This window comes from Neobacillus driksii (assembly GCF_013409995.1).
GTDB lineage: Bacteria > Bacillota > Bacilli > Bacillales > Cytobacillaceae > Neobacillus > Neobacillus driksii.
In genome coordinates, this window is record NZ_JACCBX010000008.1 from 1 (window position 1) to 24,844 (window position 24,844).

Consider the following 24,844-nt stretch of genomic DNA (forward strand, 5'->3'; position numbering starts at 1 on the left):
GTAGTGAACCTTCGACTAGTAGTAGCACCAAGAACGTTAGAAAAAATAGCTCTAACCAGAATGGGAAGAGAACTTTCGTTTCCAATAAATCTTTTTCAAACTGTTGTGGTAGCCAATTTTGATGAAAACGAACCATCGTTGCATAAAATCCAACCAACGTAATCGCTAAAAACCAACTAAACAACCGAAGTAAACGATGAGTAAAACGACCAGCCTTTGAATAAAATTCGTCTGGATGTTGCAAATAATCGATAAAAAGACATGGAACGATTAACGTATAAGGTGTTCCGTTTATTAAAATCACAACTCTTCCCTGTAATAACGCAGAAACTGTCGTATCTGGACGTTCAGTAGTTAGCACAAGAGGAAAGAGAGTTTTCCTTTCTTCAAGCGAATCTTCAATCACTCTGGATTCTAATAAATATTTAACGTCAATGTTTCTTATTTTCTTTCTGGTTTCTTCCAATGCTTTCTGATCAACAAGTCCATCCATTGACAATATAGCGACTTCTGTTTTTACTATCGAACCGACCTGTAACAATTCTATTGTTAACTTTTGTGCACTGTACCATATGTCGGATTAAATTAACATTCACCTTTAGTAGTTCATTAAACCCAATAGACGGTCCTTTTGCAGAACGTTCGGCAATCGGTTCAGAAACGGCTTTTTTCTGCCAATCAGACGAATCAGCTAAAATTCCTTTATGAAAACCATCGATTAGGATTAATGTTTGACCTTTTGATAAACCTGTCAAGGTGTCATCAAATTTTGTTGTAATGGTAACATCAAGCACGTAAAGGTTATTTGAAACTACGGATTCTATGCTTTCTATATTTTTTTGTATCAATGGTTTAAATATGTTCTCTTGAACATTTTCTATATTCGTAATTCCGTCAAGAAAAATAATAGCAGATTCTCGACATTCGCCCCCAATATTAAAAGTTCGTATTTTTAAATCGGAAGAGTGAAATTGTTCTTTCACCATTCGAAGATTATCACTCAGAACAATAGATATACAAGATGGTTCAATTTTATTCATCTTAATCTCCTGGTTTCTTTTTTTGTTATTATGCACATGCTTTTAGCCCTTTATCACTTTTCATTGTTATTTCTCCCTTTATAGGATGAGATTCTTATAATCATAAAACCTCTAAATTCAAAAGTATTCGCTGCAATATCTTATTAATCCTTCTTAAGCTAACCTGCCCTTTTAGTTGAATAAGAAATGGGATACTTTTGTTTAGCCTTTAATCGTTTTAATTTTCTTTTATGGGTTCTTATAGCTGTTTTCGTATCTTTTATACTTGTTGTAACCACTCCATTGCTTTCTACTACCACCAAATTATCAATTCCGCCTTGATAGTTTTTATAGGAAATATACATAAATATCATCCTTCCATTATGAATAATATTTGTCTTTACTTAATTTATTTTTTTCGGGTATTACATCTGGTTACTTACGATAATTCTAGCCTTTATTTTTTTAGTTGAGATTAAAAAGTCGTAAAGTTTTCTTTAATTATTGCCGAATAGACCACTCTATAATGTGCTTAATAGTTGCAAATTACGACATTAAAAAATTATATTCTCCTCCTGTTCTTCCACTAAGCTGCCCGTTACTTTAAGCATATAAAAATCAAAATTGGGTATCAAAAAGATATATGCAGGATAGGGGTTGACTGATCTGTGGAATGGAGGAGTTGCTCATGGAAAAGATGAATCGAGGAATTTTGACGGCGCTGTCGGCGATCGGCATAGCGCAAGGACTTAAAATTATAACTCACAAGAAGTTGACGGGAGATTGGGACTTGAAGCAGGCTTTCACAACGGGAGGTATGCCTAGTTCGCACTCCGCGGGTGTAGCAGCTCTAGCTTCCTATGTGGCGGCGAATAAAGGATGGCGACATACTGAGACATCTCTTGCAACAGTGTTTGGCGTGATTGTGATGTATGATGCTCAGGGAATTCGTCGCCATACAGGCGAAATTGCGCAGCTCGTGAACGATCTTGAAGATAATCTAGTGAAATTTTCGGGTGAATTTCCTAGCTTTGAGTATGTGGAGCGAGAGAAAGAACTGAAGGAAATTCTCGGTCATCAGCCGGTGGAAGTAGGAGCTGGTGCGTTGCTTGGCATTGTGCTTGGTCTTATTTCGGCGAAAATCGAGGATGGTAAGCAAATGAAACACGAAGAGCTGGAATTAGAAGTATAAATCATTCCAATACGCTTTTTTAATATTAAATGAGTCCTATTGCGACACTGTGTTGTAATTGAGTTTATGGGAAATTTGGAAATAACTCTGAACAACATGAATACACATGTAGAAATTGAAAAAGCCTTCCTAACGTTAGGAGGGCTTTTATGCTGTCCAATGCTCTGAAGAAGGTATTCGCAAGAATCCCTTCTTTGTAAGGTCGCGATACTTCACGACTCCTTTTAGCTTTGGCAGAATATCGGAGTTGACGGAATTTCAGGTCACCCTGGTTCGTTAATTTACTATAATGATAGCTATCTGACGTTAATGGTGAGAATGGAAAAAACCGCCCGAAGTCGGTAGTGATTAACTGACTTGTTTATACGATTTGAAAATTGTTTTCTTCATAATGAATCGTCTGTCAATACAGATAGCTACCAACAAAGCTAGTAAACCGGTTAGAAGTACATTGCCGTAAGTTTCAAGAGGAAATGGTTTGCCCTCAAGGTGGATATCATTGGAACGATATTCGAGTCGTTTCACTGCATGCTTGGCAGTTAAAAGGTCTTCTTGTTTAGCTAAGTCTTCCAATGGTGCTTCAAATACATATCTATTTGGTGAATCGCTATGAATGAGGTTCGTCTCTTTAGAATTACCTTTTTCACTCCAAAGTTTTACCTCGGCTGCCGCTAGGGATTTTGCGTTGCCACCTGGTATGATCATTTTATCCAATCTTGGAGCATTAGATATTTGATGCCTAGCCACTATATTAAGGTGATGTTTTGTAGCAATGGGTGCATCCGAACTCGAAACGGTCAAGACTTGTGTCGTTCCTGTGGCTGCGTAAGTATCAAATATAGAAGATAATGCGATTTCATCCATGTCGTTATAAAGTAGTACACCTGCCTTTGTCTTATTCCACTGGAAGGAAAGATTCAATAAAAAAGTTGCAAAATATATGTCCTTTTGAAAAGGTTCTACTTTTGGGTTTTGAACGAAGTGGTAAGAAGGATAACTGATTTCTTTCGATATTTTTTTAGCCATGGGTTCTCCTAGTTTTTGAGCTATCAGATGCAGCACAGCATCGATACCTGCAGTTTGACCCGCTGAAGTTAAGGTGTTACCTTCGTGGACATACCGCACATCCTCTTTCCAATGAGTGTCAGGATATTGCTTGCTTAGTAAAGATATCCCTTGCCAGTGTGTGGTGGCTGATTTTCCTTTTAATAAGCCTGCATCGGCAAGATTCTCTGATCCACTGCAAATGCTCAAGATAGTAGTTTTACTGCTGGAATGTTGTTGAATCCATTCCCGAGTGGGTAGATATTTCTTTTCATCAAATATCGGCATGTAAGGAACGACGATAATGTCGGGACTTTTGCCTAATAATTTATCTAATTCTTTATAAGAGTAATGGGGGACTACATCCAGACCGCCCGATAACGTCTTTACGTTTTTGTCTGGAGCAACAGCAAATACATTAAAAGCGTTTGTTCTAGATAACAAATCATAGGGAATCATAAAATCAAATACCTCAGTGTCTACATTCGCTAATAGAACTGCTACTGTAGGTTTATTAGGATCATACTTTGGTGGTTTAACACCATGTAGAGAAGGAACTGGCTCATGGCGGACATTCTTGAAAAAATCATTCTGTGAACGAACAAATCCGAGGAATCCCACCCCTCCCACAAACACGGCAAAAATCAATACATAAACAACGAAACGTACTACTAACCTTTTCATTTTATATTCCTCCTCCGGATATGAATGTTGTTATTCTTTAACGCGACAAAATCTCCAGACTCCAATGAATAAACTTTTGATACATCCTGAACAAAAATCATTTTCTACCTCCAAAATGTGGTTATTTGTTATTGAATACCCCTGTATTACATTTTACTTAGTTTGACCATGATAAAAACCGCACTCTTTTTGGGTATTACCGTAAAATTTCGTGGTACCCCCACAGGGTATTTGTTGTTATCTTGATTTCATATTATCTTTTTTCTAAAACCTTCATAATTGTGCTAGAGCTTGATTTTTATATCAGACTTCAGATTTAGCCGGTTTCAGACCACAAAAAAGACAGAGACTGAAATAGTCTCTGCCTAAGATATTGCCTTAAAAACCGATATCAAGTTAAAGAACTAGACCCTAACTTGAACAATAAATAATTACTTCGCTTTTTGCGTCAAATGTGAATAAAAAGGGAGAGAATTTTCCACTCTCTCTTCAACTAAACTGCTTCCTTAGCTTAATAAGAACTGCCGTTTCAATTTTGTCAATCCGGTCAATAATTCCTGTAAAAAGATAATTAATGGGAGAGATGAAATTGTTATTATCTAGAGCATGGGAAATGTATGAAGCTGATAAAAGAATTGAAGGCTTTTCTCCACAGACATTAAAAGCATATAAACTGCAATCCACCTTACTTTCACGATTTTATAAGGATGTGCAACTTGATTCGATTACGACCGACGATTTAAAGACTTACTTGGCAAAATCAAGCGAAAACCTCAAACCTGCCAGTTTGGCTCATCGAATTCGGTTTATCAAATCATTGTTTCGATGGTCACATGAAGAAGGACATATCTCGAAAAACCCTGCAGCCAAAATAAAAGAGCCCAAATCAGGAAAACGAATCCCTAAGTTTTTGAACGAAATGGAAATTGAACATTTGCGTGAAGCCTGCTACAGCCCTATGGAAAAAGCTTTGTTTGAATTCATGTTCTCTACCGGATGCCGAATAGGAGAAATTGTTTCCTTAGATAGAAACAGAATTAATTGGTCGAACCGTTCCGCCGTTATAAGAGGTAAAGGCGATAAGGAACGTGAAGTCTATTTTAATATCCGCAGTGAAATTTGGTTAAAACGATATCTGGATAATCGTTTAGACCGGGATCCTGCCATTTTTGTCACGGAACGTGATCCGCATCGAATGAGCATTGCCCAGATGCGTTACATTATTAAACGCATTTCCAATCGCGCCAGCATTAGCAAGGACATTCATCCACACCAACTTAGGCACAGCTATGCCACCCACCTATTGAATAATGGAGCCCCACTGGATGTTATTCAAAGCTTATTAGGTCATGAAAAAAGTGAAACGACCCGGATTTATGCGCAATTAAGTGGAAGCATCAGACAGGAATTATATAGGAAATATTTTTAACATTAAAATAAGCAACGGGATTGCGTTGCTTTATTTCACTCTTGCAACCGTTAGTTTAAGTGCAACTCTTCACAATATATAAGGATTGAAGATACATAATTCATAATTCATAATCCCTAATGACATTAAAATAAGCCCTTACAGCTTATTTGCAGAAGGACTTTAAGGTATTTTATGATTGATTCTTTTTCTTTACTAATTCATCCCTATCTGGTGCCATTGGAGGTTGTTCTAACCATTCATTTTTAATCATGATATTAGCTCCATCCTCAGAATATAATTGAACTTCTAAGGATAACCTGTTATACATTGCAGCAATATCCCCTCTTGGACTTAGTGCAATACCTGTACCATAATAACCAATACTCAAACCAATCAAACCAGTTGTAAAGAACATCATGAGTTTATCAGAAAATGTTTTAGTTGTACTATTTGTTATTTCTGAATCCCAACTCATTGGTGCTGGGAGTTTACTTTCCTCTAATTTCTCTCTAAATAATGTAACATGTTTATTCCCAATTTCTAGACCTTTTATAAAGAACTTTTTTACCTCCTTGTTCTGTGCAACCTGACTAAATCCAGTAAGGGTGGCTGCTCCAAAAGCATTTCTTTGAAGATTAGCAAATAAGTTATCTACTTCTGCTGCTACTAATGGTCTTTTTTCGCCGAACACATCTAAAATAAACCATTGCTTTTTTACATACTCAACCTGCTCTAAATTGGGCAAATTAGGAGACCTAATAAACAATCCTTTTGATAATAATAAATCCTTTGACTTTTCGTATAATTGCATTGTTTCTGTAAGGCAGTCCTTGTAATAGGCTGTAATGTCCTGTCTTACAGATGTTGATACACCCGCTGCATATAATGTAAGACCATTCTTAGACATTTGGTTTATAAAATTTAAAACAAAACTGTCTGAATAAAGTCTTGGAGCTGTTAAATCAACATCCTCTTTAATACTAAAACCATGTGGAACTACATTTTTTTCTTCTGTTAATACTGATGCTATTTTTTGAATATGTGACATAGATAACTCTAAAGCAAATTCAATAATAGGCTTAATTTCATCATCCTCAGCCTTCTCTAAAAAATATGTAAGCACACATATACTTGAGCTATCATTTAAGTATTGAGACCAAAGTTGAGCAATTTCTCCTGCTGTTAGCCTAATCTGTTTTTCCTTGTGCTCCATCAAAGTGCCCCTCCAAAAAGATATTCTATAAGATACACTCCCCATAAATTTCCTGTAATATGTATTAGTTCCTTTGATACTCTCTTAAGCAAAAAAGTGCCTAACCAATTGCCGATGCTCATATAACTAATTTTATTTCCTTTTTAACTCATAATAATCCATGTTCTTTTTCCTTATCCTACTTATACTAAACTGCTTCGTTAGTTGACTAGCAAAAAGACCGCCGCAGCGATCACATCTTCTTGAACAAAAGCACCCGTTAATTCAATAACAACCTTAAGAACAGCAGGTTACTAATATTTAACGAATGTGGTAACGCTTCGTTTTGATGCAATAGTTCGTCTGGAAAGCTCTTCTTTCCATTTCTTTGAGTCTAATTGATATTCACCGTATTCATCTTTGTAAGTTTTTTTTAAAAGATTAATTGTTCTGGACTCTTCTGGATAATTATGTGATAAGGGATAACCCAGTCGTCCTTCCTCAAATATATATAGTTCTACAACGTCCCCTATTTCCATAAATGAGTCCAAAAATGTAATAAATTCAATATCTTCACCTCCAAGTTCATAAACATAAGGGAGGGTAAACGGTAAACTTTCCTTATACGCTTCACCATTTAGAAATGGATAATTATTTTCACTTGTGTGATATTCAGGAATAGGTTTTAATGTAGCGATAAAATAATGAGCTGTCATTGAAAAATCCCTTTCATCAATACAATATTCTTATTAAAGCAACCCAATCATAAATATAACCTTGAATAATATCAATGTTAATTTTCTCTAACGTCTTATTGAACTAACCTGCCCTGTTAGTTGATCAACGAAAAAAAAGAGCTGCGTGCCGCAACTCATCTTCAACTCAAGCACCCGTTACTTGAATAAGGATTGTAATTTTTAATCAATCAAATTGCCGTTATACGGGTTTGCATACAAATCAATATCAAATTCGGCTTTAATAATATTAGCGAATTCAATTTGTTCATTATCGAGGTGCAAACTTGGTGTATCCCCATTTTCAATAATTATTACGATTGAGAAAACGCATTCCAGTTTGTACTTTAATTTTAACTGATTAATTATAGTTGCCTTATTTTTTAATGGTCTTATAATCTGGTCCAGTTGTTCCTTCACATCATAGGATTCTTGATAGTCTGTACCTAGTTCCCAGGCAGTTTCTTTTCGTAATTGTTCTTTAGTGGGACCGACATTTGACTTACGTTTTCTTACTATGACATCACCCTTTTTATAGGAATTGGTTGGTATAATTCCTAGTAATTCAGTGACATAATCAATTGGAAAGTCATCTCCAAACAAGCTGAAATAAACCTTTACTTGGGTTTTATCCAAGTGAAAAATCCCCCCATAAGCCACATTTTCCATCTTTTTATATTCAATTATTATACCATTCCTTCTTCAGTTAACCTGCACCGTTAGTGGAACAATAAAAAAGGCTGCCGCAGCAACCTGACTGTTCAACGGAGGCACACCGTTAAAGAACGTTAATTCATTGACCATGCAATTTCTAACATTTTTTCTTTCGTTAATCTTGAACTATTCATTTCTAAATAAGTACCATCTTGTACCCAATTAAGTAAGCCACCAGTAATGGTGTCTCCATATTTATCTACTTCACCACTATCTATCCATTCCTGAAAATAACCTTTGTTTCCATTAATATCAAATTGCTGAGAATGAGGAAAGTCTTCATCAGATAATGGAAATCCTCTTCTCAAATCAATGGCGACCATCAACTTGGAATCCTTGCTGTCCATATAATGTAACATTATCCAAGGGGTAGTTTTTGTATCTAATGTCCAATCGTCAGGAATCTTTCTTGGAGTCAAAATAGTAAAATCAACTTTTTTCTTTATTTCTGAAATGGTTTCGCTGTTGTGATTATACTTAATTTCTTTAGCCATAATTAACAGTGGATTATAATATAACAGGATAAGGACAATAAATATACGAATCATCAAGAACAATTTACTCCCTCAATTCTATATGAAATTTTAGGTATTAGTATCTCCGAACAGTCTTTTCTTATTAAACTAACCTGCCAGTTAGCTCAACAAGAAAAATAACCGCAGCAGCGACCATTGCCTGATATTGATCCTTCACTAAAGCACTCCTATAGTTTAAGTACAATACATCACAATCTCATTCAACCTGTTAAATCAGGAATAAGACATACCCGTTTTTCCTTTTCATCGATAGTAATAGTAAAAACTGTATCTGTGTCGATATTGCTTAATCTTCTAATTTCAGCCGGTATATGGATTGTTCCTTTTTGATTATAAGTACACTTATTTTCTTTTTCAAATCCTGTTTTACTTGTTAAGACAATTTTTTTACCATCTATAAATATATTAATAATGTCACCTACTTTAATATTTAATATTTTAGTAAGAGTTTTAGGAATGTACAATTGTCCAGTTTTTCTTAATTTTACTTTATTCAATTCAATCCCTCCCTAAAAATGTTTAGATTAAAATACAAAAGGTAGATGTAGGCATTTATTTTTCCATAATAAAATTGAAACGGGGGTCTCCAACATAAAATGAATGAGCCTACATTAATATATTGTAGGCTCGTTCATATTTATTTAACTGCTGTAGTAATATTCCATACGAAGGGATCATTCATTTTATTCCAATTTTGTGTCATCTCTTCTTCTGTCAATAAACAGCGATCTAAAGAAGTTTTCACAACTTCTTTATCCATGTGGATTCCGATCACAACGATTTCATTTTTCCGATCTCCAAACTTTTCATCCCAATCTTCTTTTAATGTCGGGTCTTCTTTAAAATATTGGGCTTGTTGCTCTGGGGACAAGGATGCGATCCAATAAGATACCGGATCTAATTGCACCGATGGACCTGCTTGCGAAAATAATAAAGCTAAGTCATTCCTGGTTGCACACCATACGATTCCTTTTGCCCTCACAATTTCTTCTGGCATTTCTTCCACCCAGCGATTGAATCTTTCAGAATGAAATGGGACCGAACTTCTATAAACGAAGCAGCTGATTCCATACTCTTCAGTTTCCGGAGTATGCTCAGGCGCTTCCAATTCTTTAATCCAGCCGGCAGATTCGCTTGCGGCGTCGAAATTAAACAAACCTGTATTTAAAATCTCTGATGGGTGAATATTCCCCTTAATTGAACGATGAAATTTCGCTGTAGGCTGTAACTTTCTTAAAAAAACCTCCAGCTGAAATAATTGTTCCTCTTCAAGCAAATCGCATTTATTAAGGATCAAGACATCACAAAACTCAATTTGGTCTATTAATAATTCCGCAACCGTTCTTTCATCCTCTTCACCTACAGCCTGGTTTCTTTCCAGAAGGAGATCTCCTGAGGCAAAGTCATGCCAAAACCTGATTGCATCAACAACTGTAACCATTGTATCGAGTTTACAATGTTTTGTTAGATCAATCCCCAACTCTTCATCTATGTAAGAAAAAGTTTGTGCAACGGGTACTGGTTCACTTATACCAGTTGATTCAATCACAATATAATCTATATTTCCAATTTCGACAAGTCGTTCCACTTCTTTTAAAAGGTCTTCTCTTAATGTACAGCAAATACACCCATTTGATAGTTCCACAAGCTTTTCTTCCGTTCTGTTTAACCCCCCTCCCTGTTTTACCAGTTCTGCATCCACATTAATTTCACTCATGTCATTGACAATAACTGCAACTCTTAATCCATCTCGGTTCTGAAGAATATGGTTTAATAAAGTGGTCTTCCCTGCTCCTAAATAGCCGCTTAAAACAGTTACCGGAATTCTTGTGTCTTTCATGATAATTCTCCCTTCCGTTATTTGCAAATAATAACCATTACGATTTATAATTTATACATATTTTAATTAACTTGAAATTACTCAGGTATTAAAGGACATTTATAACTATGCTATTTTCTTACTTTGTTTCTCTGTGTATCGTATAGCGTTTCAACCGAGGAGAATACTTCTTTAGTTCGAGTCTTTCCGGATCATTCCGCTTGTTCTTTGTTGTAATATAATTTCTGTCTCCAGTTTCTGTACATTGCAAAGTAATTTTTACACGCATCTTACTTTCCTCCCTAATTTTTCATTTTCAAATCAAAATGATTACGATTTGCACTTTATCCTAATTTCGTTTTAATGTCAAGCGGTAGAACGATAACTTCTTGCCATAAAAAAAATAAATCGAAATGATTCCTAAAGTCATTTACAAACGCATAGATATATTTTAGAATGTAAAACGTAACGATTTCGTTTTGTTACATTGTATAAAAATCTTAATATATCAAAGGAGTAATTCTATGAAAATATCTACACTTATGTCTGCCTCAGTTCTAGCTTTAGGCCTTTTGTTAACAGGTTGTGGATCAAAAGAAGTTGTAAAAACTGGAGAAAATAAAGAAAGAAACTCTCTAATAGTCTATACCACCATTTATCCGCTTGAAGATTTCACTAAAAAAATTGGCGGAAGTTACGTCGAAGTCCAAAGTATTTATCCTCCCAATGTAGATGCCCATTCCTATGAGCCTTCTACAAAAGACATGATTAACCTAGCAGACTCAGATTTATTTATCTATACAGGTGTGGGGATTGAAGGATTTGCTGAAAAAGCAACAGAAGCTTTGGAAAAAGAGGATGTACAAGTTTTAAAAGCCGCAGATGGAATCGATCTCATTGAATCCACTGATGATCATCATCATGATGATGAAGAAGGACATTCTGATGAAAATGAAGGTGAACACACAGAATCGGAAAACCATGAAGGTGAAGAACATAACCATGGTGACGTAGATCCCCACGTATGGTTAGATCCTGTCCTCTCTATCGCTTTAGCAAATAACATTAAAAACTCTTTGAGTAAATTAATGCCAGAACACGCAGCAGAGTTTGAAACCAATTTTAAACAGCTAGAAAGCGAGCTCGAAAAACTGGATCAGGAATTTAAAACGACCATCGAGAGTTCAAAAACGAAAAATTTATTAGTTTCTCATGATGCTTATGGATATTGGGAAAAGCGATATGGAATTGAAACGATTGCCATATCAGGTTTATCACCGACACAAGAACCAACTCAGAAAGAACTGCAAGCAATCATTGAAGAGTCTACAGAACATAACATTCATTATGTGATTTTCGAACAGAATGTTTCACCAAAAATAGCAAAAATCATCCAAGAAGAAATAGGAGCTAAGTCTCTTACTCTCCATAATCTAGAAGCTGTAACTGAAGAAAACATTAAACAAAAAGATGATTACTTCAGCATCATGCGTAGGAATTTAGAAACCATCAAAACAGTTTTAAATAACTAACAACAACGTGCGACTTAACTATCCCTGCTATTTTTGCAGCAGGGATTCACTTACATAGATCAGCCATAGGTATATATATAATTTTTTTTCATACTCTATTAAATGTACAAACTATTTAATAGAAACAGGAGGTATTTATGTATCGAGTTGTTCGTAATAATATCATAGAATTTACGGGTATTATGCTCATTGTTTTAGCATTATTACTTCTTTCTTTCAGTACTAGCTTTAAACTCTCATTTGATATACCTCCATCTTTATTAAATTTAAACACGATATTTCTTAGTATTTTAATAGAGGCCCTGCCATTTGTTTTAATAGGAGTCCTCATCGCCGGTGTGATCCAAATTTTTGTAACCGAAGAACATATTCAACGCTGGATTCCCAAAAATAAGGTTTTAGCTATAATCATGAGTTGTATAATTGGAGCTCTCTTTCCTGCATGTGAATGTGGTATTGTTCCCATCGTCCGTCGTCTTGTCGGGAAAGGCGTACCAATCCATGCTGCCATCGGCTTTATGTTGACAGGTCCGCTCATTAATCCCATTGTGATTGCCTCTACTTATATGGCGTTTGGGAACGATTTTAAGATTGCGGGATTAAGAATGGGGTTAGGTTTTTTTGTTGCTTTGATGGTTGCATTGTTTGTTAGCGTTATTTTTAAGGGAAAACAATTAAAGTCTCCTATCCATACAAGTACTTCACAAACACGCTCAAAAAAAGAATCTCTTTCAACAAGATTTTGGTCCATGTTAACCCATTCCATTGATGAGTTTTTTGATATGGGTAAGTACCTAGTTATGGGAGCCTTTTTAGCTGCATTCGTACAAACCTATCTTCCGGCAAAAGCTCTCTTGGAAGCTGGCAGCGGAACGGTATCATCCCTATCTGTCATGATGGGCTTAGCTTACGTTTTATCACTTTGTTCTGAAGCAGATGCGTTTATTGGTGCCTCCTTCAGCAATATTTTTCCAACTTCAGCCATACTAGGATTCTTAATCTTTGGTCCGATGATGGATTTAAAAAATACCCTTATGATGCTGAGCGTATTTCGAATGAAGTTTGTTATCGGTGTGTTAGCTTTAATCATTTCGATTATCTTTATGACGATCATGCTTGTGCAAAGCTTTATTTAAGGGGGGAAAGTCGTGCGATTCCATTTTCAGCAGGCTGTCAGAGCCTTTATTCTACTAGCTTTTTCAGTCATGCTTTTCAAGCTTCATTTTACTGGCGAAATGACAAAGTTTATTAATCCGAAATATGAGGGGTTAAGCCAATCTGCTGCAGTACTATTTTTAATTTTGTTTATTATCCAAACGACAAGAATATGGACTATTAAAGAGAACAGCCATCATCACCATTGTCATGATGATTCTTACGACCATAGCTGTAGTCACGATCATGGAGATTCACCTTTTAATACAAAAAAATTAATCGCTTATGTTATTATTGTTTTTCCGTTAGTCACGGGGTTCCTGCTCCCTGCGAAGGTGCTCGACGCCTCAATCGCTGATAAAAAAGGTGGTTTGGCTGTATTAACCAATCAGAAGTCAGAGAAGGAAAAAGATGAAAAGCCTGCACCTAACAATAGTCAACAGAAAGACCCTGTTATTAATGGAGATCTTGTTGACCTTTCACGTCTCGAAGAATTAGTTTATACAAAAGATGAATATAATCAATTAATACAACATCTTTTACAAAGCTCGACTATTAAGATGAATGATGATATTTTTTCTACTTACTATGACGAAATTCAAACGGACATCGAGAAATTTAAAGGGCGAGAAATCGAGTTAAAAGGATTTGTTTATAAAGAAGAAGGTCTTGAACAAGACCAACTTGTGCTATCAAGATTTTTGATAACCCATTGCGTTGCAGATGCCAGCATTATTGGATTCATATCAGAGTTACCGGAGGCCTCATCACTTAAAGAAAATACTTGGATTGAAGTGAAAGGTGTTTTGGATACCACGAACTTTAATGGGACAGAGCTTCCTATCATAAAAATTACCACCTGGAAAAAAATCAATGAACCAAAGGAACCTTATCTCTATCCGATAAGTGTGAAAATTCTTTAGAAAAATAGCCTTAGTTCTTTGAACTAAGGCTGTTAATATTGACGATACACATAAGGATCCTCTGGTGGACTAATCGTCTCCCATGAAGTCACTTTGAGATACGGGATGGTTTTCTTAAAGGGCTGATAGTAGATGGTTTCGAGTTTTCCACTTACCGTAAGCCACTCATCATTTTTGGGGTTAATATCCTCAGGAAGCTCCACTAACATTCCAAACACGCCCGAATCTGCAACACAGTGAATAATTCCAAATCGAAATAGAAATTTTTGGTTCGCAGCTAATTCATCTGTGCTATAGGAGAATCCTGTTATTTTCACTTCTTTGCCAATAAATTGTCCAGGATAATTATAGATGGATTCTAAATCGGTTAAATAGTTGCTTTCATTAAGTTCAAGCGTATCTTTTTTCAATAATTTCTTTAACGATTTAGCCATTAAATCATCGTAGTCATCTTGTCCATAATAAACACTTGTATCAGGTTGTAAAAATTGCTGCTTACTAGTTGAATCGCTGTCTTCATAAACAGGAAAATAAAAGCCTTTTTTCTCAACAATATTCGAATCAAGCGTTGCGACAGGCAGAAACAGACCTGTCAAAATCGGAATAATAAATACTCCATTGGTTATTGCTCTTTTCCACCAAGTATTTTCTTCATGTGAATGTCCACAATCATCTCCACATTGATCATGATCATGTTGATCTTCTTTTATATAAAAATAAATACTAATAAAAGTAAAAATGGCCAGAATATAAATGGCAGAATAAGAGAGATATGAATATTTCATATTGATATACTTGGAGATATCACCTGAGGCGTGCAAATGCATAAATAAATACGTTAATCCAATTAATATGAGTGTTCTTAACATATCAGCACCACCACCTCCCTACTTAATAAATAACGTTATTATGGCGACCAAGATAGTTATATAGCCCATCAAATACACAACAAATTTCGCTTTGAATGTTCCTAAGAGCATTAACGTATTCTTAATATCCAGCATCGGTCCAAAAACAAGAAAGGCAACAAGGGAACCTGTTGAGAATGTACTTCTAAATGATGCTGCTACAAAGGCATCCGCCTCTGAGCATAACGAAAGAACATAAGCGAGACCCATCATAACGAGGTTAGAAGATAACGGACCTTGTCCAATGTCCAGCAAGGTAGCTGTTTTTACCGTGGTTTGAATGAATGCCGCAACAAACGCACCAAGGATTAAGAATTTCCCAACTGAAAACAGCTCATCAATTGAGTGCTTTAGCATGCCAATAAATTTTCCTTTAAATGATTTCCGATGAACATGGTCAGCTACATCATTCTTTAACTGAGAATCCTTAAATTGAATGGAAAGTAACCCACCCACAATGAGTGCAATCAGTAAGGCGATCCCTCCACGATACAAGACCATATCCCAATTGTTCCCAAATGCAATATAAGTGGAAAACAACACGATAGGATTTATCACTGGACCAGTAAGCATAAAAGGGATTGCTGCATAAAGTGGAACACCTTTTGCCATTAATCGTCGCGTAATTGGAACAATTCCACACTCACAAGCAGGAAAAATAGCACCTATGAAAGCAGCAGAAAAAACGGCAAGTATTTTGTTTTTCGGAATAATCCGAGCCATCATTTCTTCCGTTACAAAAATCTGGATAATCCCTGATATTAATACCCCTAACAAGATAAAAGGCAATGCCTCAATTAATATACTTATAAAGATCGTATTCATTTGCAAGAATAATTCGCCCTTCATATTCAACGACCTCTCTATTTTAGTCTTTTTTCAAGGATAAAATATAAAAATATGAAAATCACATTAAAGAGCACCTATAAAATTCTATAGGTGTTATGAAATAAATTCAACAAAATGTTAATGTATTAATTGGAATTCATTTGAAATACTTTATAATATTCATATTTAGGTAGGTATTTTGATTATTCAATACTAATCCCCCAAATCCTAATGCTGTTGCAGTACTGACTGCTATAATGGTCCATTTCACTTTTTTATTCATCCTAGAATTCCTCCAATACATTTTGAGTTAATTTAGTTGCACCATGATTTTCGCTTCTTATGCTCTTACTATTGACACGGTTGGTCAAAACTTAGTGAAATTACACCCTTTAAAACAAAAAAGCATATATCGGAGTTCCGACATATGCTTGTATCATTATTTTTTAATAGAGTCTTTTTGTATAGCTTTCTCTTAGCCTTTCTTCAATCAATTCGGTGCTGCTGCCAGGTAAATTAGCATGTCCAAATAGTATTTTGGCTACAGACGGTAATGATTTTTCATCCAACCACGAATTTGGATCCCATACACCAGAACGTTTAAAAGCTTTTGCGCAATGGATAAAACATTCCTCCACCTCTACTCCAATTCCTAGTAACGGCTTCCGTCCTTTTACTTCCATTTGTTCAAGCAGCTCGTTGTCCCTAACCAAACAAGCTTTGCCATTAACTCTCAGCGTCTCTCCTAATCCGGGAATCATAAATAACAAACCAACGAGTGGGTTAGCAAGAATATTTCTCATCGTATCTATTCTTTTATTCCCTGGCCGCTCAGGAATAATCAAATATCTTTCATTTAGTACTTTTACAAAACCAGCCATATCCCCTCTTGGTGAAACATCGCAATTTCCCGATTGATCAGAGCTCGAAATCACTAAAAATGGGGATTTGGAAATGTATTCTTCACAATTGTGATCTAGGTATGTAATCATTTTTCTTTTAACTAATTCACTTGGAAAACCAATTAATGTACGCAATTCCTCTTCTGAATGGATCAATTCCTTAAATTGTTTATCCATCTTTATACACTCCTCTGCAATTAAAAGAGGCAACCCAGATGGTCACCTCGTTTACATCACTTCATTCCGCTTCTTTAAATACCGATACAAAATAATACTAAAAACAGAACATAAAACCCCACAGACGCCAATAAAAATAAATCCGGCCTGAAAACCTCTCATGAGACCCATTTCAGCTCCAAGAAGACTCGTAAACAATCTTTTAAAAAACTCAATCAGTGCTCCTAGGAATAAATTGCTGATAACCACCACAATTCCCATTACGGTTACAGTAACGGTAATCGCAGCGTCAAGTCCAGTAGGATATCTTTTGGCAATCAATGCCATTACTGTCGGATAGACGGGAGCAATACCGAAACCAGCTGCCGCATATAACCATACCCCTGATGGTCCAAATAATGTGGCCAATATCGTTGTAATTCCAGCTAGACCTGAAAAAACAATGATTGAGATCATAAAACCTATTTTATCGGTAACAGATCCTAAAAGTAACCTTCCTACCATAAAACAGAGGAAAAAGATCGATAACATACCAGAGGCTGCCGTTGAACTCCATTGAAAAGACCTCTCTAGAAAGTTAACAAGCCAGCCGGCAATTGAAAGTTCCAGGATTACTCCAAATGAAAGAATGATAATAATGAACCATGCTACCCGATCCTTTAAGAACATCTTAATAGGCAGGCGTTCGTGAGACGTTGTATTATCCACTGGAAGTGTACTGAAAAATGCTGGGATCATGGGGATGATACATAATGAAAGCATCAATAAATACATTCCCTGCCAGCCTAGCTCACGTCCCCCCAAAAATGTCACGCCCATTAAGCCGGCCGCCATCAAAGGAGCAGCCGTAGAACTAAGTCCATAAAAGAAATGAGACAGGTTCATCATAAAACCAGTATTTTTTGTAAAGATTCTTGCAGCCAAAATCGCCAGGGCTATTTCTAACATCCCATTTCCTAAATACATAATGAAATAGGAAACCGAAAAAACGGCAAAATTACTAGAAAAATAAATGAATACACCTGATAATGCCATCATTCCAAACGCTAGCAGACTCGTAAGCTTAATGCCGGCTTTAGATGAAAAAGCACCAGTAAAGCTACAAGCGATTAAAAACCCAATTGAGTTAATCGCTAATAGAAAACCAACCTGAAGTTCATCGATTCCATAATCGATTTGCATTTGAGGAATCGCAGGTCCCTTGATATTCTCAGATAACCCAAAAACTAGGTATCCTAGAAAAATAACAAAAAATGAAAGTGGTATGTATTTCTTTACCGGTTGTGTTTGTGGCAATGTTTGCATAGTATAGATCCCTTCTCTTGTTTGTTAATACCACTTACCTTCTGAAATGACAATAACGCGCCCGCCAACTTGAATGAGATAGTGGTCATCGGTCTTTTTGGCATTGATTTTTAGTAAAGATGGTCTGCCAATAAAAGCCCCTTGCGCGACACGATAGCTGATTTCATTGGAATGGAAAAAGTCATGTTTTAATAGATAACCTGCTAAATTCCCATTCGCACTTCCGGTTGCCGGGTCTTCTAAATATCCAGAATTACTCATAAACAACCTTACGTTTAGATCGTTCTCAGGGCTTGCAGTTTCAGTTGTAAAAACAAGTAAATTAACTTCACCAATATCCTTTAAAAGCTTCTCAAAAGCAATAGGATTTATTTTACAACGACTTACGGCATCCAATGAATTCAAATGGACAATAACACTAGGCAATCCTGTTGAAACCACTTCAATTGGATAATCAGTATTAATGTCTTCACGATTAATTTGAAGTGCGTCTACAATTCTATCAATCTCAACATTAGCGCCGAATTCAGGTTGGTTTTGGGTCATCCAGGCGTATTGATCTTCAAAAACAACAGGAACCTGACCAACCGTTAAATTTAATTTAATGTCACTACGTTCGGAACGGTCGAATAAGTTTTTAATCACATAGGCTGTTCCAAGAGTCGGATGTCCTGCAAATGGTAATTCAGAATCAGGGGAGAAAATCTTAACATCATACCCTCCATTATCCTGTAACCCCGACATAATAAAGGTTGTTTCAGAAAAGTTCATTTCTCGCGCAATTTTTTGCATTTCGGTTTGTTCCATTTTTCCCTCAGGAATAAAAACAGCCAATTGATTTCCCTCATATTTGTTTTCAGCAAACACATCAACAATATAATACTTCACCTTAATGTCCTCCTTAAGTTTGATTAACAACAATAGTCATAGGGATGAAGTGGAGGATTTGCAGGAAGCAGCCATTTTGGCGCAAACAATGGATCCTTCCAATGCCAAGCTCCTAAGGCAGCTGCACATGCATCAATTGTATGACTTTCTTTATCTATAAATGCAGGCAGTACTTTTAAATGTTGCTCTCCAAGCCAGTTTCGAATAAAAGTTCTCGCAGATAAATCCTGTTTGTAGTCCAATACATATTGTTTATCTTCATGAAGAAGTCTTGAACCGATGACAGCGCCTGGATGAACTTCGACAATAGATATTGGGTTGAAAGTTTTCATATTTTCAATTTCTCTTGTAAGTTTAATCCCTCTCAAAGTAAGATAGACCATTCGATTAAAAGTCGGAGGCATGATGGATCCAGATTTCATTCCCAATGAAATAATAAATTGTCTTAGAAGCTTATCGCCTTGTCTATCACCTCCGCCATCCTCATAGGACAAGGGGGCATCGATTCCAATGATCACTTCATCGATCTTACTTTGAGTCTCAATTTCTTCTAATATTTGAAAATCACTTACATCTTTCATTAGTTTAAGAAATTTCAATTCCCTTTCCTGTTTTTCAAATAACGATAAAACTGTATCTTTATGATTACTAGGCCCCGATAAATCAATACCTACCACTCTCATGAACAATCCCGCTTTCAGCGTTAAGCTACTTTTTATAATCTTCAACTATTTTCTCCAAACGTCACAATTAAACTCACAGGATATTAGTGAAATTTGGAGTATTTATAGTTTTTTTATAAATTTTTATAATAAATAACAGTGGTATCTAGTTCTCCTTCACCTGATAGAGCGAAGTTAGGAATTTTCCCAGCAGGAATAAATCCAATTGATTGATAGAGATGATTGGAGGGATCGCCGTCTCTTGTATCTAGGACAAGTAACGTTCTTCCCTCACTTACCGCTCGCTCCTCCGCAACTTTCATTAATGCACGGGCTACCCCTTTGCGTCTAGCAGTGGGACCTGTCATTAGCTTTGCAATTTCAGCTCGATGAAGACCGTTCTGCTTGGTACACAAATGAACTTGGATGGTTCCAACGATTTCATTATTTATTTTCGCAATAAATAAAATGACATCTGGATTTATTACAGTTTGCCAATATTGTCTCGCAACTGATAGCTTCATAGGCGGTAAAAAACCAATGGATGCACCGTCATCCACCACTTTTACCAATAGTTCAGAGAGCGGAACTATATGGGACTCGATCGATTTAATTTCTTCAATTTTTAGCACATTAAACACCTCTATCGGAAAAATTTGTAGATATATTTAAAACTGTGTAGATATCGAATGAACTTGTGTAGAAATATTCAAAAAGTGTGTAGATATCAAATGAGTTTGTGTAGAAATATTCATAAAGTGTGTAGATATCTCTTGTATACTCAAATAAAGTGTTAATATAATGAAGATTATACTTTGTAATAAAGGTGCTGCCAATGATTTCTATAAATGATTCTCATAATAATCCATTGAGACCAACTTATTTTATTGCTGTTATAATAACAATTCTACTTGGACTGGCTTCTAGAAAATACAGTCATCTATTATTCTCCTATTTAGCAGAGAATGCTGGTGATGTCCTATGGGCAATGATGGTTTATTTCGGCTTCCGGTTTTTATTTTTGAAAAAAAGTATGGTAGCAGCCGTCTTTTTCAGTTTTGTGTTTAGTTTCGGTATCGAGTTCAGTCAGCTTTATCAAGAGGATTGGATTAATCAGATTCGCGGAACTATACTTGGAGCGTTGATACTTGGTAAAGGCTTCCTTACAGTAGATTTAATTCGCTATACAATTGGAATTGTCATTGCCTCCACATTGGATCGTATAATGATCATAAAAAAACAGAAGAACAAATAATTCAATGTTCTTCTGTCCTAGATGTAAATCCCTTAATAATGTTTTTCACACGTGATTTCGATTCGATTTTACCCTCTTCTAATAGCAATTTATGAATCTGTTTCAGCTCTGCTTTCTTTGTATCAATCCTTTTTAAAAATAATCGATATTCCTCATCCGATTCAATCTGATTTCCATATCGAACCCTATAATAGACTGATTGGATGAGCTCATCCTCTTTTACTCCTACTCTACTAAACCATTCCCCTATCGTTTCCGATGAATATCTTCCAAGTTGGAGCTTTTCAGCCATTTTCTCCAGTCTATAAATTTCTCTACGGACACGATAGGAAGGCAGTTCCCCATGCCTTTTATTTTTGGAAGAACGGGTATCCTTATCGCCTTCATCAAAAGATGAGCTATAAAATCCATTTTCGGAAGAATCCAAAACTTCAGTACTTCCTTGGAATTTCTTATAAAGGAAAATAAATACTAGAATACAAAGGATCATCAATACTGCAATGTACAAATACGTAAAATCAAAATCCACTTTTGAAGCCAGTGCTGATTGATCATGAATCAAACTAGTACTCTCAACCTCCACTTCAGACTGTGCGTTTTGAATTTGAGCAAACGGATTCGCTTCTCCTGTCAGTTCATAATTCTCAACCCAATTAAATATGGGAGACATAAAAAAGGATGCTGCTAATACAACTAATTTTAGGATTGAACCAACCAACCATTTAAGGACATCCCTAAAGGTGACAACAAGCAGACTTATAGCCATCATCATACCCATGATCGAAAGAAAATTTCTAAGCAGGAGTTTTTTTACTTGTTTGTTCTCAACTACCGATAACCAGTTCATCAAAAATCCACCTACCACAATAAAAGTAAGGTTTAAAATGATGATGATCATCAATGGGTTTTGATAAGGATAGTCTTGGATATGAGCGATAATGAGTAAAATAAAGCCCAAGAAACCGTTCAAAAACAACCATAAGCCCGTTTGCACTCTTTCCCTATCACTATTCATGATCGTGGTTCTCCAGTAAATCAACATCGACAATACTAAAACAAACACGATTGAAAAGTTCAACCATAACCCGCCGACCACAACCAAAGGGAAGACAATAATAAAAAATAACAATCTACTCTTCTCCCGGTAAGTATGAATCAGGAAAATAAAGAGATAGGTAGATGGGATGGAGACGGCTAGATAATATAGAAATGGGATCTCCTGTCCTTGAAATAAATAGTAAAAAGCGAAGACAAGACTTCCAATCAAAATCTCAATCGTTTTATAATAAGCCAAATACCAAACATTGTTTTTCATGAAGACATCTCCCTTCTTTGCGAGAATGACTTCTTAACAATTGAAGCATTATGTTCATTGACGATAAGTTCGTAAATACCTGTTCCTTTTTCGGCGATTTTCTTGAGGATATCCCCTTTTTCGGGAATGTATGGTCCTGCAAGCAGGAAAAACGGCTGCGATTCTAAATGACTGTCATAATAGGCCAGCATTTTTTCAAAAGGATAAACAGAGGTCTGTACATCAATATGAGCGATCGCTTCCAATACCTTTTGTAAGTGCTCTCTGCCAGTACCCGGCATAATATAATAAAAAGGTGTTAAACCCACATGACGGATATTGATACAAACGGAGAATGGGATATTCTGTTTCACATAAAAATAGGCTAAATCTGCAACACAACTTAAAATTTCTTCTAGATTATTGGTAACAAAGCGGTCATCGCCTGTATTAATTGCTATATTCCAACCGTTCTCGGTCACTTTATCATAGATCTTCGTTTGTAATGATTGCTTTCGTGCGCTTGCCTTCCAGTGGATTCTATTAAAACTGTCTGAATAGTGGTATTCTCGTGTTCCCGCTGGAGAAAGCGTATCCTCAAAAAGGGAATGAGGAACAGGAGATTCGCCTTGCTTGGTGGTAAGTAGCGTATGTTTATTGTTTACGACCAATGTAGTCGGATAAACAAGCGCTTCTTGTATGGAATGAAACTCCTTCTCTAATACCGTTTCACCAAAACCAAAGAAGTGTGGAATCATTAACTCAATCTTTCGAATCCTTGCAACACCTCTTTTTTCAGCTGTAAATGGAATGGTCACACTTGTTTTTTGACGATTGCTGATTGAAAATGGGACTGTAACCTCATAGATAGATGATTTCTTAATTGCACGTTGATCGTGTGGTGTGACAGAATCATGGAAGCTAACACTTAGCTTTGCCTTCATGATGGGCACACCTGTATTATGAAATTCGAGTACCCATGCACCATCTTCACTAGGAAAATACTTCCCTCTTACCTTCTTATTATTAAAGAGTAAACCCTCTCCAACTTTCCTCATATACAAATGATTGAAGTAAATAAGGAGGATCATAAACACGCCAACAAAAAAGACCAGCCAGGATTGGAAGAAAAAAGAAGCAATGCATAAAAAGAATGCAAACGCTCCTGTTATAGGCAGATAGTTGTTCTCAATACTATACTTACTCCATCCCATTATACTTAAGCGCCCATCTCTACGGGTACTGGGACGGCTTCCAATACTTCCTTTAGTACACGTTCAGGAGACTTTGTAAAAGACGCCTCAGTTGATAAAATAATTCGATGTCCTAACACATAGGGAACCATCTGTTTAATATCTTCAGGTACCACATATTCTCGATTTCCTAAAAATGCTTGACCTTGTGAAGCCTTCATTAACGCCAATGCCCCACGTGGACTCACACCTAGATCAATTTCAGGATGCTGTCTGGTCTGTCTTACGATTTGAAGTAAATAGGATTCAACTGTATCATTGATTTTGATCGTTTGTACCTTTTCCTTCAACTTCTGAATTTCTTCATGACTTAAAACAGCATTTGTTTTCTGGCTGCTCCCAAGGCCTCGTGCTTGCTTTAAAATTTCCTTTTCACTTTCAAGGCTTGGATAGTCCATTGTCAATTTCATAAAGAAACGGTCCATTTGTGCGACAGGAAGTGAGAATGTTCCTTGCTGTGCTTCAACCGGATTTTGGGTGGCAATGACCATAAAAGGGTCATCTACTTTGACCGTAATTCCATCAATCGTAACTTGCCGCTCCTCCATTACTTCAAGTAAACTGGATTGAGTCCTTGGTGTAGCGCGGTTAATTTCATCCGCAAGAACAATATTTGCCACGATTGGTCCGGTTCGAAGTTCAAACTCCTGTATCTTTGGATTGAAAAATTGAATCCCGGTTACATCGCTTGGCAGGACGTCTGGGGTAAATTGAATCCTTGAGAAGACGCCATTAATACTGCTCGCAAATGATTTAGCGAGCATCGTTTTACCGGTGCCTGGCACACTTTCTAGCAATATATGTCCGTTAAATAAGAGAGAGATAGTGAGAAGGTCAACCTCCCGATCCATTCCCACCATTACCTTTGAAATTTCTGACTTTACTCTATTGACGTGATTCATATATAGCCACCTACTACCTTCATAATGATTGAATGAGCATTCATTTTTTATGTAAAAAAATAAACAGTTACTTTTTACTAAAATCTATTCCGCTAATTTTGGAAATATTTAAATTCTTCGATTTCTACGATTATTATTAATAATAAAGGCGGACTCTAAGGAAAGAGTCCGCCAGTTTGATAGACAAAATTATTCTCTAAGCGTATTTTATACCAGCAAGCTTGATGTTATTGATATCGTTTGACCCACAAGGTGTTACAGCATAAGTCATTTCACATTTGGGGCAATTCATAACTACAGTTTCTAACGTAAAGGTTTCTCCACACTCACAGGTAATCTCGTGCGCCACTGCAGGTGAAAAGTTTTCTTTCCCTTTACTTTTTACATGATCGACGATGTCTTTTCCATCTCTAATATGTGATGAACAACCACAGCTCATTTTAAAACCCTCCATTAAATATAGTACTTTGTGAATTAAGAATAGCATGGGAATAGGGAATTCAATCATTCTAAAA

General features: G+C 36.2%; 28 protein-coding genes. 6 read left to right on the forward strand and 22 right to left on the reverse strand.

Annotated features, from left to right (window positions below):
* From F4694_RS18050 to F4694_RS18060, 3 genes are all read right to left on the reverse strand, one after another.
* The coding region (locus F4694_RS18050) for a spore germination protein (RefSeq protein ID WP_374757436.1) at nt 1-493 on the reverse strand (493 nt) is incomplete at its 3' end.
* On the reverse strand, nt 477-1,040 hold the full coding sequence (locus F4694_RS18055) for a spore germination protein (protein ID WP_179600502.1): 564 nt from the start codon (nt 1,038-1,040) through the stop codon (nt 477-479). The genes F4694_RS18055 and F4694_RS18050, both read right to left, overlap by 17 nt.
* A 158-nt stretch (nt 1,041-1,198) precedes the next feature.
* Nucleotides 1,199-1,384 carry a hypothetical protein gene (locus F4694_RS18060; protein WP_179600504.1) on the reverse strand — a complete coding sequence of 62 codons (186 nt, stop codon included), beginning with the start codon at nt 1,382-1,384 and terminating at the stop codon, nt 1,199-1,201.
* Between the two features lie 323 nt (nt 1,385-1,707).
* On the opposite strand from F4694_RS18060, the gene F4694_RS18065 reads away from it, so the two are divergent.
* Nucleotides 1,708-2,211, forward strand: coding sequence for a divergent PAP2 family protein (locus F4694_RS18065; RefSeq protein WP_026565850.1), 504 nt, complete (start codon nt 1,708-1,710; stop codon nt 2,209-2,211).
* A gap of 348 nt (nt 2,212-2,559) precedes the next feature.
* On the opposite strand, the gene F4694_RS18070 is transcribed toward F4694_RS18065, so the two are convergent.
* Nucleotides 2,560-3,939: a DJ-1/PfpI family protein gene (locus tag F4694_RS18070; RefSeq protein WP_179600506.1), complete on the reverse strand. Its 1,380-nt coding sequence runs from the start codon at nt 3,937-3,939 to the stop codon at nt 2,560-2,562.
* Between the two features lie 589 nt (nt 3,940-4,528).
* Between F4694_RS18070 and F4694_RS18075 the strand changes: the two genes are divergently transcribed.
* Entirely contained in the window at nt 4,529-5,368 is an 840-nt protein-coding gene (locus F4694_RS18075; protein WP_179600508.1) for a tyrosine-type recombinase/integrase, read from the forward strand.
* Between the two features lie 172 nt (nt 5,369-5,540).
* On the opposite strand, the gene F4694_RS18080 is transcribed toward F4694_RS18075, so the two are convergent.
* From F4694_RS18080 to rpmG, 7 genes are all read right to left on the reverse strand, one after another.
* A complete protein-coding gene (locus tag F4694_RS18080; RefSeq protein ID WP_179600510.1) occupies nt 5,541-6,563 on the reverse strand; it encodes a DUF3231 family protein in 1,023 nt (340 codons plus the stop codon).
* A gap of 293 nt (nt 6,564-6,856) precedes the next feature.
* Entirely contained in the window at nt 6,857-7,258 is a 402-nt protein-coding gene (locus tag F4694_RS18085) for a hypothetical protein (RefSeq protein ID WP_179600512.1), read from the reverse strand.
* Nucleotides 7,259-7,459: 201 nt separating this feature from the next.
* Nucleotides 7,460-7,912, reverse strand: a complete 453-nt coding sequence (locus F4694_RS18090; protein ID WP_179600514.1) for a DUF4279 domain-containing protein — start codon at nt 7,910-7,912, stop codon at nt 7,460-7,462.
* 152 nt (nt 7,913-8,064) lie between these two features.
* The gene (locus F4694_RS18095; RefSeq protein WP_179601061.1) at nt 8,065-8,538 is read right to left on the reverse strand and encodes a hypothetical protein; all 474 of its coding nucleotides are present in this window, start codon (nt 8,536-8,538) and stop codon (nt 8,065-8,067) included.
* Between the two features lie 188 nt (nt 8,539-8,726).
* Nucleotides 8,727-9,023 (reverse strand): AbrB/MazE/SpoVT family DNA-binding domain-containing protein, encoded by a 297-nt coding sequence (locus F4694_RS18100; RefSeq protein WP_179600516.1) that lies wholly within the window; start codon nt 9,021-9,023, stop codon nt 8,727-8,729.
* Between the two features lie 140 nt (nt 9,024-9,163).
* The gene (locus F4694_RS18105; RefSeq protein ID WP_179600518.1) at nt 9,164-10,366 is read right to left on the reverse strand and encodes a GTP-binding protein; all 1,203 of its coding nucleotides are present in this window, start codon (nt 10,364-10,366) and stop codon (nt 9,164-9,166) included.
* Nucleotides 10,367-10,484: 118 nt separating this feature from the next.
* Nucleotides 10,485-10,634, reverse strand: coding sequence for a 50S ribosomal protein L33 (gene rpmG, locus F4694_RS18110; protein WP_034674496.1), 150 nt, complete (start codon nt 10,632-10,634; stop codon nt 10,485-10,487).
* Between the two features lie 235 nt (nt 10,635-10,869).
* Between rpmG and F4694_RS18115 the strand changes: the two genes are divergently transcribed.
* The 3 genes from F4694_RS18115 (at nt 10,870) to F4694_RS18125 (ending at nt 13,955) form a co-directional block, all read left to right on the forward strand.
* Entirely contained in the window at nt 10,870-11,877 is a 1,008-nt protein-coding gene (locus tag F4694_RS18115; RefSeq protein WP_179600520.1) for a metal ABC transporter substrate-binding protein, read from the forward strand.
* A 137-nt stretch (nt 11,878-12,014) separates the two neighbouring features.
* Nucleotides 12,015-13,013, forward strand: coding sequence for a permease (locus F4694_RS18120; RefSeq protein WP_179600522.1), 999 nt, complete (start codon nt 12,015-12,017; stop codon nt 13,011-13,013).
* A 12-nt stretch (nt 13,014-13,025) separates the two neighbouring features.
* The gene (locus tag F4694_RS18125) at nt 13,026-13,955 is read left to right on the forward strand and encodes a TIGR03943 family putative permease subunit (RefSeq protein WP_179600524.1); all 930 of its coding nucleotides are present in this window, start codon (nt 13,026-13,028) and stop codon (nt 13,953-13,955) included.
* Nucleotides 13,956-13,987: 32 nt separating this feature from the next.
* On the opposite strand, the gene F4694_RS18130 is transcribed toward F4694_RS18125, so the two are convergent.
* The 7 genes from F4694_RS18130 to F4694_RS18160 all read right to left on the reverse strand — a co-directional run bounded on the left by F4694_RS18130 (nt 13,988) and on the right by F4694_RS18160 (nt 20,266).
* Nucleotides 13,988-14,824: a TIGR03943 family putative permease subunit gene (locus tag F4694_RS18130; protein ID WP_179600526.1), complete on the reverse strand. Its 837-nt coding sequence runs from the start codon at nt 14,822-14,824 to the stop codon at nt 13,988-13,990.
* 18 nt (nt 14,825-14,842) lie between these two features.
* Nucleotides 14,843-15,712, reverse strand: a complete 870-nt coding sequence (locus F4694_RS18135; RefSeq protein ID WP_179600528.1) for a permease — start codon at nt 15,710-15,712, stop codon at nt 14,843-14,845.
* A 425-nt stretch (nt 15,713-16,137) separates the two neighbouring features.
* The gene (locus F4694_RS18140; RefSeq protein ID WP_179600530.1) at nt 16,138-16,770 is read right to left on the reverse strand and encodes a pyridoxamine 5'-phosphate oxidase family protein; all 633 of its coding nucleotides are present in this window, start codon (nt 16,768-16,770) and stop codon (nt 16,138-16,140) included.
* Nucleotides 16,771-16,821: 51 nt separating this feature from the next.
* Nucleotides 16,822-18,075, reverse strand: coding sequence for an MFS transporter (locus tag F4694_RS18145; RefSeq protein ID WP_179600532.1), 1,254 nt, complete (start codon nt 18,073-18,075; stop codon nt 16,822-16,824).
* Between the two features lie 24 nt (nt 18,076-18,099).
* On the reverse strand, nt 18,100-18,963 hold the full coding sequence (locus F4694_RS18150) for a PhzF family phenazine biosynthesis protein (RefSeq protein ID WP_179600534.1): 864 nt from the start codon (nt 18,961-18,963) through the stop codon (nt 18,100-18,102).
* A 23-nt stretch (nt 18,964-18,986) separates the two neighbouring features.
* On the reverse strand, nt 18,987-19,691 hold the full coding sequence (locus tag F4694_RS18155) for a DUF429 domain-containing protein (RefSeq protein WP_257029298.1): 705 nt from the start codon (nt 19,689-19,691) through the stop codon (nt 18,987-18,989).
* A 68-nt stretch (nt 19,692-19,759) separates the two neighbouring features.
* Nucleotides 19,760-20,266, reverse strand: coding sequence for a GNAT family N-acetyltransferase (locus tag F4694_RS18160; RefSeq protein ID WP_179600536.1), 507 nt, complete (start codon nt 20,264-20,266; stop codon nt 19,760-19,762).
* Nucleotides 20,267-20,460: 194 nt separating this feature from the next.
* Here F4694_RS18160 and F4694_RS18165 point away from each other — a divergent pair, with 194 nt between their 5' ends.
* Nucleotides 20,461-20,880, forward strand: a complete 420-nt coding sequence (locus F4694_RS18165; RefSeq protein WP_179600538.1) for a ribosomal maturation YjgA family protein — start codon at nt 20,461-20,463, stop codon at nt 20,878-20,880.
* 1 nt (nt 20,881) lies between these two features.
* On the opposite strand, the gene F4694_RS18170 is transcribed toward F4694_RS18165, so the two are convergent.
* The 4 genes from F4694_RS18170 to F4694_RS18185 form a co-directional block, all read right to left on the reverse strand.
* Complete coding sequence (locus F4694_RS18170) at nt 20,882-22,195, reverse strand: hypothetical protein (protein ID WP_179600540.1); 1,314 nt, start codon at nt 22,193-22,195, stop codon at nt 20,882-20,884.
* Nucleotides 22,192-23,388, reverse strand: a complete 1,197-nt coding sequence (locus F4694_RS18175) for a DUF58 domain-containing protein (protein ID WP_179600542.1) — start codon at nt 23,386-23,388, stop codon at nt 22,192-22,194. Before F4694_RS18175 ends, F4694_RS18170 begins: the two co-directional genes overlap by 4 nt.
* A gap of 5 nt (nt 23,389-23,393) precedes the next feature.
* Nucleotides 23,394-24,329 carry an AAA family ATPase gene (locus F4694_RS18180; protein ID WP_179600544.1) on the reverse strand — a complete coding sequence of 312 codons (936 nt, stop codon included), beginning with the start codon at nt 24,327-24,329 and terminating at the stop codon, nt 23,394-23,396.
* A 196-nt stretch (nt 24,330-24,525) separates the two neighbouring features.
* Entirely contained in the window at nt 24,526-24,768 is a 243-nt protein-coding gene (locus tag F4694_RS18185; RefSeq protein WP_179600546.1) for a hypothetical protein, read from the reverse strand.
* Between the last annotated feature and the right edge of the window lie 76 nt (nt 24,769-24,844).

What these genes read in the sequence shown, in the direction of transcription:
- F4694_RS18055 (WP_179600502.1), bottom strand. Translation starts at nt 1,040, where the DNA reads ATGAATAAAATTGAACCATCTTGTATATCTATTGTTCTGAGTGATAAT.
- F4694_RS18060 (WP_179600504.1), bottom strand. Translation starts at nt 1,384, where the DNA reads ATGTATATTTCCTATAAAAACTATCAAGGCGGAATTGATAATTTGGTG.
- F4694_RS18065 (WP_026565850.1), top strand. Translation starts at nt 1,708, where the DNA reads ATGGAAAAGATGAATCGAGGAATTTTGACGGCGCTGTCGGCGATCGGC.
- F4694_RS18070 (WP_179600506.1), bottom strand. Translation starts at nt 3,939, where the DNA reads ATGAAAAGGTTAGTAGTACGTTTCGTTGTTTATGTATTGATTTTTGCC.
- F4694_RS18080 (WP_179600510.1), bottom strand. Translation starts at nt 6,563, where the DNA reads ATGGAGCACAAGGAAAAACAGATTAGGCTAACAGCAGGAGAAATTGCT.
- F4694_RS18085 (WP_179600512.1), bottom strand. Translation starts at nt 7,258, where the DNA reads ATGACAGCTCATTATTTTATCGCTACATTAAAACCTATTCCTGAATAT.
- F4694_RS18095 (WP_179601061.1), bottom strand. Translation starts at nt 8,538, where the DNA reads ATGATTCGTATATTTATTGTCCTTATCCTGTTATATTATAATCCACTG.
- F4694_RS18105 (WP_179600518.1), bottom strand. Translation starts at nt 10,366, where the DNA reads ATGAAAGACACAAGAATTCCGGTAACTGTTTTAAGCGGCTATTTAGGA.
- rpmG (WP_034674496.1), bottom strand. Translation starts at nt 10,634, where the DNA reads ATGCGTGTAAAAATTACTTTGCAATGTACAGAAACTGGAGACAGAAAT.
- F4694_RS18115 (WP_179600520.1), top strand. Translation starts at nt 10,870, where the DNA reads ATGAAAATATCTACACTTATGTCTGCCTCAGTTCTAGCTTTAGGCCTT.
- F4694_RS18120 (WP_179600522.1), top strand. Translation starts at nt 12,015, where the DNA reads ATGTATCGAGTTGTTCGTAATAATATCATAGAATTTACGGGTATTATG.
- F4694_RS18130 (WP_179600526.1), bottom strand. Translation starts at nt 14,824, where the DNA reads ATGTTAAGAACACTCATATTAATTGGATTAACGTATTTATTTATGCAT.
- F4694_RS18135 (WP_179600528.1), bottom strand. Translation starts at nt 15,712, where the DNA reads ATGAAGGGCGAATTATTCTTGCAAATGAATACGATCTTTATAAGTATA.
- F4694_RS18140 (WP_179600530.1), bottom strand. Translation starts at nt 16,770, where the DNA reads ATGGATAAACAATTTAAGGAATTGATCCATTCAGAAGAGGAATTGCGT.
- F4694_RS18145 (WP_179600532.1), bottom strand. Translation starts at nt 18,075, where the DNA reads ATGCAAACATTGCCACAAACACAACCGGTAAAGAAATACATACCACTT.
- F4694_RS18165 (WP_179600538.1), top strand. Translation starts at nt 20,461, where the DNA reads ATGATTTCTATAAATGATTCTCATAATAATCCATTGAGACCAACTTAT.
- F4694_RS18170 (WP_179600540.1), bottom strand. Translation starts at nt 22,195, where the DNA reads ATGAAAAACAATGTTTGGTATTTGGCTTATTATAAAACGATTGAGATT.
- F4694_RS18175 (WP_179600542.1), bottom strand. Translation starts at nt 23,388, where the DNA reads ATGGGATGGAGTAAGTATAGTATTGAGAACAACTATCTGCCTATAACA.
- F4694_RS18180 (WP_179600544.1), bottom strand. Translation starts at nt 24,329, where the DNA reads ATGAATCACGTCAATAGAGTAAAGTCAGAAATTTCAAAGGTAATGGTG.
- F4694_RS18185 (WP_179600546.1), bottom strand. Translation starts at nt 24,768, where the DNA reads ATGAGCTGTGGTTGTTCATCACATATTAGAGATGGAAAAGACATCGTC.